The organism is Burkholderia sp. E168m23, assembly GCF_016586125.1.
Lineage (GTDB): Bacteria > Pseudomonadota > Gammaproteobacteria > Burkholderiales > Burkholderiaceae > Burkholderia > Burkholderia orbicola.
The window spans coordinates 1-5,042 of sequence record NZ_BCPP01000514.1; the positions used below are offsets into that span (position 1 = coordinate 1).

The 5,042-nt window shown below is 69.3% G+C and carries 5 protein-coding genes and 1 pseudogene; 5 read left to right on the forward strand and 1 reads right to left on the reverse strand.

The genetic code is table 11. From position 1 onward, the window contains the following. Together JMF90_RS23520 and JMF90_RS23525 are read left to right on the forward strand one after the other, a co-directional pair. A pseudogene (locus JMF90_RS23520) lies at positions 1-277 on the forward strand (IclR family transcriptional regulator); the annotation flags it as partial. Between the two features lie 152 nt (positions 278-429). Beyond that, positions 430-840 (forward strand): GFA family protein, encoded by a 411-nt coding sequence (locus JMF90_RS23525; protein ID WP_011694174.1) that lies wholly within the window; start codon positions 430-432, stop codon positions 838-840. A 180-nt stretch (positions 841-1,020) separates the two neighbouring features. Here JMF90_RS23525 and JMF90_RS23530 read toward each other — a convergent pair whose 3' ends face one another. Beyond that, positions 1,021-1,824, reverse strand: coding sequence for an EAL domain-containing protein (locus JMF90_RS23530; protein WP_006484944.1), 804 nt, complete (start codon positions 1,822-1,824; stop codon positions 1,021-1,023). 357 nt (positions 1,825-2,181) lie between these two features. On the opposite strand from JMF90_RS23530, the gene JMF90_RS23535 reads away from it, so the two are divergent. The 3 genes from JMF90_RS23535 to JMF90_RS23545 all read left to right on the forward strand — a co-directional run. Then, positions 2,182-3,843: an FAD-dependent oxidoreductase gene (locus tag JMF90_RS23535; RefSeq protein ID WP_175808991.1), complete on the forward strand. Its 1,662-nt coding sequence runs from the start codon at positions 2,182-2,184 to the stop codon at positions 3,841-3,843. 28 nt (positions 3,844-3,871) lie between these two features. Further along, positions 3,872-4,102, forward strand: coding sequence for a DUF2783 domain-containing protein (locus JMF90_RS23540; protein ID WP_034206533.1), 231 nt, complete (start codon positions 3,872-3,874; stop codon positions 4,100-4,102). Next, positions 4,099-5,042: MFS transporter (locus JMF90_RS23545; RefSeq protein ID WP_201325489.1), on the forward strand; the 944-nt coding region annotated here is incomplete at its 3' end. The genes JMF90_RS23540 and JMF90_RS23545, both read left to right, overlap by 4 nt.

Below are 5,042 nucleotides of genomic sequence, written 5' to 3' on the forward strand. Positions count from 1 at the left end.
GCACCGCGCGGCCGGCGGCGCGGCCGACGCCGATGCGCTCGTCGCCGCCGCGCAGCAGGCGGTGGCCGAATTCTCGGCGGGCGGTTGCTGCTATTCGTTCCGCGCGTGGCACGCGGACGTGAACGCGGCGGCCGTGCCGTTTCGCGAGCCGCGCGAGGGGCGCTGGCTGATCCTGAGCTGCAGCGGCCCGGCGTCGTCGATGGACGAGGCCGTGTTTCGCACGCAGGTCGGGCCGCAACTGAAGGCGCTCGCGCAGCGGCTCGGGCAGACGGTCTGAGAGCGACGAGCGCGCGGGTGCTGTGGTCGTGCGGCAACCAGCTCGTGCGCAACAGGTGGGGAAGCAGAGGCGGCGCGGCACCGTTGCGTATTGCGTGACGGGCGAACCGCGCTCATCATCGTTCGCCTGCTTCCCCGACGACGAGGTCTGCGATGGCGCACCCCGAACCGATGGAAGGCGGATGCGCGTGCGGCGCGATCCGCTACCGTATCGCCGGCGTTCCGACCGACGCCGGTTTCTGCCACTGCCGGCTCTGCCAGCGCACGACCGGCGCGGCGGTCGTCGCATCGGCATCGGTGCCGATCGACGCATTCGAATATCTGCGGGGCGAACCGACCGTCTACGCGTCGAGCGCCTGGGGCGAACGGCGCTTCTGCGGCCGTTGCGGCGCGCAGCTCGAATACCGGCGCTCTGACGCGCCGCAGACGGTCGAGATCAATTACGCGACGCTCGACGAACCGTCGAGGCTGCGTCCGGCGTGGCACGTCTGGTACGGCGATCGTTTCCCGGGCATCGAGATCGACGACGATCTACCGAAGTACGACGACGGTGGCAGGGAATAGGCGGCCCGTCGCGGGCAATGCGCCGGCGCCGGGCGGGTGCGCAAGCGCATTCGACCTTTCTGCATGAACGAACGAGGAACCGGCCGGCGTCGAGCGACGCTGAAACCTGATTCCCGAAGTAACCCGACACCGGATGCCGCCCCCGGCGCGGCACGCTCCCCGCGTGGCTGCTCCCTCCGCTCAGGCCGTCACGACCTTCGCGAACACCGGCCCCTGCATGAACCGCACGTCGTGCTGGCGCAGCAGCTCGCACTGCGTCTCGTCGACCACGCCGTCGAAGATCAGCGGAATCCGCACGCGCTGCGCGTAGGCGACGAGCGCCTTGACCATCCCGTCGCGCAACGCGATGCCCGCATCCATCTTGATGTAGTCGGGGCGCGCCATGTCCGATTCGACCGCGAGGATGCGGCCCGGGTCGGGCAGCTTGTCGGCGACCTTGAAGCCGTGATGCTGATAGCTGCGCGTCAGGTAGCCGAGGAACGTCTTGTGGGCGACCGCGACCGCCGGCAGTTCGATCACGATCCGCTCGGGCGGCAGCCCGAAGCGCTGCAGTACCGACGAGAAATGCTTGCCGTGGTCGTACTTCACGCTCTTGAGCAGCCGCTCGTGCACGCGCAGGAACAGCAGCCCGTGACGCTGCGCCCCGAAGAAATTGATCGCGTGCAGCGCGCGCGACAGGCGGTCGATCGCGACCAGCGTCTGGTCGTCGACGGCCGCGTCGACCGGGTCGTGCTGCGCGCCGGTGACGAGCGTGACGGCCTGGAAGCCGAGCTCGTCGCCGTAGCGCTCGATCGCGTCGGCGAACGACGTCGATTGCGGCGCGCCGGGCATCGTCACGTCGTAGATCGGCTCGTACGCGCTGGCGAGCGTGCGCTCGGGCAGATTCGCGCACGCGGTGCCGCCTTCGGCAAGCGCGAGGTGTTCCCGCAGATACGGCAGTTGCCCGGCACGGCTGACCAGCTCGGGGATGGTAGGCGGAATCATCGGCGTGAGAAGGAAAAATGGCGGCCGAAAGGGCCGCCTCGTTGACTTGATATTAGCAGCGCGCGCCGCGCTCGGCTCGGCGTTTCATTCATATGGTTATCCCGTCCCCGAGCGAACGACTAGGGTTTACGTTGATTTCACTATTCGTAATTGGTTTTACTATTCGTAAATCCAAGGAGGGGTCGCCGATCAAGAAAAGCGGCATGCGGGCGCCGCGAAACGGCGCCGTTCACGAATCAACAGGAAGCAAGGAGCGAGACGTGGCGGTTGTTGACAGGACAAGCGGGCAGGCGCGCCGCGAGGAGACGGATGGAGCGACGGGCGCGGCGGTGCGCGCACGGCGGGGTTGACGCGCGGATGGCGACCATGAGCATCGATTACCAGACGCTGAAGTTCGAGTACCGCGCCCGCGCGCACGACGCGGCCGTCCACCCGGTGATCGTCGTCGGCGCGGGCCCGGTGGGCCTGGCCGCCGCGATCGACCTCGCGCAGCAGGGCGTGCCGGTCGTGCTGCTCGACGACGACGACACGCTGTCGACCGGCTCGCGCGCGATCTGCTTCGCCAAGCGCACGCTCGAGATCTTCGACCGGCTCGGCTGCGGCGAGCGCTTCGTCGACAAGGGCGTGAGCTGGCACGTCGGCAAGGTGTTCCTGCAGGACGAGCAGCTTTACGCATTCGACCTGCTGCCCGAGGAGGGGCATGCGCGCCCCGCGTTCATCAACCTGCAGCAGTACTACGTCGAAGGCTATCTGGCCGACCGCGCGTTCGAGCTGCCGAACATCGACATCCGCTGGAAGCACAAGGTGACGGGCGTCGACCAGTCGGCCGAACACGCGGTGCTGACGATCGAGACGCCGGACGGCGTCGCGACGCTGCGCGCGCAATACGTGATCGCGGCCGACGGCTCGCGCAGCCCGATGCGCACGGCGATGGGCCTGGAAAGCCGTGGCCGCACGTTCAAGGACCGCTTCCTGATCGCCGACGTGAAGATGAAGGCGGAGTTTCCGACCGAGCGCTGGTTCTGGTTCGACCCGCCGTTTCACCGCAACCAGTCGGTGCTGCTGCACCGCCAGCCGGACAACGTGTGGCGCATCGACTTCCAGCTCGGCTGGGATGCCGATCCGGTCGCCGAGAAGCAGCCGGAGCGTGTGATCCCGCGTGTGCGCGCGCTGCTCGGCGCGGACGTCGAGTTCGAGCTCGAGTGGGTGAGCGTCTATACGTTCCGCTGCCAGCGGATGGACACGTTCCGCCACGGCCGCGTGCTGTTCGCGGGCGATTCCGCGCACGGCGTGTCGCCGTTCGGCGCGCGCGGTGCGAACAGCGGCGTGCAGGACGCGGACAACCTCGCGTGGAAGCTGAAGCTGGTGCTCGACGGCCGTGCGCACGACCGCCTGCTCGACACTTATGCGAGCGAGCGCGAGTTCGCAGCCGACGAGAACATCCGCAACTCGACGCGCTCGACCGATTTCATCACGCCGAAAAGCGCGGTGTCGCGCGTGTTCCGCGACGCGACGCTGAAGCTCGCGCGCGACTGCGAGTTCGCACGCAAGCTGGTGAACAGCGGGCGCCTGTCGGTGCCGGCCGTGCTGGCCGATTCGCCGCTCAACACGCCGGACCGCGGCGGCGACACGTTTGCGTGCGCGATGCGGCCGGGCGCGGCGGCGGCCGATGCACCGGTGCGCGCGCAAGGCGCGTCGGGCTGGCTGCTGCAGCATCTGCGCGGCGGCTTCACCGGTGTGCTGTTCGGATTGCCGGGCGACGCGGCCGCGCTCGCGCAGGCCGTCGACGGCCTCGCGCCGGCGGTGCGGCCGGTGCTCGTCGTGCCGGCCGGGCACGCGCAGCCGGCGGCCGGTGTCGACGTGGTGGAGGACGTCGACGGGCTCGCCGCGCAGCGCTACGACGCGCAGCCCGGCACGTTCTACCTGTTGCGTCCCGACCAGCACGTCTGCGCCCGCACGCGCACGCTCGACCGTCAGGCGATTGCCGACGCACTGGCGCGCGCGAGCTGCGCACGCTGAATACGATAAAGACACCGGAGACACCGTCATGCCCCCACTCGATACCCGCCCGCGCCTGGCCGACCCCGATGCGTTCTACGAAGCGCTGATCGACATGCATCGCGACCTGTCGGACGCCGACAGCCAGCTCGTCAACGCGAAGCTGATCCTGTTGCTCGCGAACCAGGTCGGTGACGCCGACGTGCTGCGCGAAGCGATGGCGCTCGCGCGCCAGGGCGTGACGCCGCCCGTGCATCCGGCCGCCGAGGTGGCGCAATGAGCGCGGCGGCCGATACGCGCGTGCTCGAAGTCGAGCGCGTGATCGACGAGACCCATCGCCCGGGTTTTCACTGGATGCTGCTCGCGCTGTGCGGGCTGTGCCTCGTGATCGACGGTTTCGATGCGCAGGCGATGGGCTACGTCGCGCCGAGCGTGATCGCCGAATGGGGTGTGCCGAAGCAGGCGCTCGGGCCCGTGTTCAGCGCGAGCCTGTTCGGCATGTTGCTCGGCGCGCTCGGGCTGTCGGTGCTGGCCGACCGGATCGGGCGGCGCCCGGTGCTGATCGGCTCGACGCTGTTCTTCGCGGTGACGATGCTCGCGACGCCGTTCGCGGGCTCGATTCCCGTGCTGATGGCGCTGCGCTTCGTCACGGGGCTCGGCCTCGGCTGCATCATGCCGAACGCGATGGCGCTGGTCGGCGAGTTCAGCCCGGCCGCGCATCGCGTGAAGCGGATGATGATCGTGTCGTGCGGCTTCACGCTCGGCGCGGCGCTCGGCGGCTTCATCAGCGCGGCGCTGATTCCGGCGCTCGGCTGGCGTTCGGTGTTCTTCGTCGGCGGTGCGGTGCCGCTCGTGCTGACGATCGCGATGGTCGCGCGGCTGCCCGAATCGCTGCAGTTCCTGGTGCTGAAAGGGCGCGTCGCGCAGGCGCGTGACTGGCTCGCGCGGTTCGCGCCGCAGGCCGGCATCGATGCGAACACGCGGCTCGTCGTGCGCGAGCGCGCGGCGAGCGGCGCGCCGGTGGCCGAACTGTTCCGCCATGGCCGCCTGCCGGTCACGCTGCTGCTGTGGGCGATCAGTTTCATGAACCTGATCGATCTGTACTTCCTGTCGAACTGGCTGCCGACCGTGATGCGCGAGGCCGGCTATTCGTCGGGCACGGCGGTGATCGTCGGCACGGTGCTGCAGACGGGCGGCGTGATCGGCACGCTGTCGCTCGG

Excerpts from the sequence above, each read along its gene's own strand:
- JMF90_RS23525 (WP_011694174.1), top strand. The coding sequence starts at position 430 with ATGGCGCACCCCGAACCGATGGAAGGCGGATGCGCGTGCGGCGCGATC.
- JMF90_RS23530 (WP_006484944.1), bottom strand. The coding sequence starts at position 1,824 with ATGATTCCGCCTACCATCCCCGAGCTGGTCAGCCGTGCCGGGCAACTG.
- JMF90_RS23535 (WP_175808991.1), top strand. The coding sequence starts at position 2,182 with ATGGCGACCATGAGCATCGATTACCAGACGCTGAAGTTCGAGTACCGC.
- JMF90_RS23540 (WP_034206533.1), top strand. The coding sequence starts at position 3,872 with ATGCCCCCACTCGATACCCGCCCGCGCCTGGCCGACCCCGATGCGTTC.